Source organism: Streptomyces sp. P5F9, from assembly GCF_057961495.1.
This window is the reverse complement of record NZ_JBXVPZ010000938.1, coordinates 1-1,240: the sequence shown is the minus strand read 5'-3', so window position 1 is coordinate 1,240 and position 1,240 is coordinate 1. Positions and strand designations below refer to the sequence as shown.

Annotated in this window: 1 protein-coding gene; it reads right to left on the bottom strand. The window is 67.3% G+C overall.

The features are described 5' to 3' along the window. Positions 1–168 precede the first annotated feature (168 nt). Entirely contained in the window at positions 169–1,185 is a 1,017-nt protein-coding gene (locus tag AC31A1_RS51635; RefSeq protein ID WP_489659947.1) for an ABC transporter substrate-binding protein, read from the bottom strand. Between the last annotated feature and the right edge of the window lie 55 nt (positions 1,186–1,240).

Genomic DNA, 1,240 nt, shown 5'->3' with positions numbered 1-1,240 from the left:
TGCTGCGCGACAAGAGGCTGTTCACCTCCGCTCCACCGGTCACGCAGGCGGCTTGACACGGTCATTGAGATTCTCCTAGGCGAAGTGCGGCCGCGGTTCGCGCGGGTGGCGGCGCGCGGTGACATCAGCGTGTACCAGGGCCCGGCGGGACTCGCCGGGCCCCGCGGGTCAGCAGGACTTGTAGACGTACGGCGCGACCTTGGGGTCATCGATGTTCTGCTTGGTGATGGCGGCCAGACCGGTGATCTTGGCCTTGTCTACCGTTTCACCCTTGCCCAGGGCGACGGCGTACTGCACACCCAGGACACCCATGTCGTACGGGTCCTGCGAGATGATCGCGTCGATGTCCCCGGCGCGCAGGGCCTGCACCTGGCTGGGCTGGGCGTCGAAGGCGACGATCTTCACCTTGGAGCGCGCGTTGGCGTTGCGGACGCCGATGGGCGCGCCGTCACCGGTGAAGTTGTCCACCGCGAAGACGCCCTTGACGTCGGGGTGGGCCGCGAGGACGGAACTCACCTTGGCGGCGGCGGTCTGTGCCGAGTGGTCGGCGTACTGCGTGGTCAGCACGGTGATACCCGGGTGCTTCTTCTTCATCTGGTCGACGAAGCCCTTCACGCGCTCGTCGTCGGTGCTGGTGCCCGGCGGCTCGCTCAGCGCGACGACCTTCCCTTTGTCGCCGATGAGCTTGGCGAGGGTGTCGGCGCCGAGTGCTCCGCCCGCGATGTTGTCGCTGTTGATCTGGCTGGACAGATCCGAGGTGTCGCTGAGCTTGGTGTCGACGGTGATGAGGTTGCTGCCGGCGGCCTTGGCCTGGTGCATCGGCTGGAACATCGCGGTCTTGTCCGTCGGCGCGATGAGGATGGCCTGCGGCTTCTGGGCGACGACGGAGCTGAGCACCGGCTGCTGGGCGGCGGGATCGAAGGTGCCCGGCGCGGAATAGGAGTACTTGACGCCGAGCTTCTTCGCCTCTGTCTTGGCGCCGCAGTCGATCGCGGAGTAGAAGGGGCTGTCCTTGACTCCGCCGACGAAGGCGACGCTCTTGACCGCGACCTTGGACGATCCCGCAGAGGCGGCGGGGCTCGAGCTGCTGCATCCCGCTGCCCCGATCAGGCCGAGGGCACTGACCGCGATGACTGCCTTCTTCGTAGGGGTGGCGCCTCTGAGCAGCGCGAACGGCTTGTACATGCGACTCTCCTGTGCGGAATGTGGAGCGGGGTGGGGTGGTGCGGGCGAGGAGGGG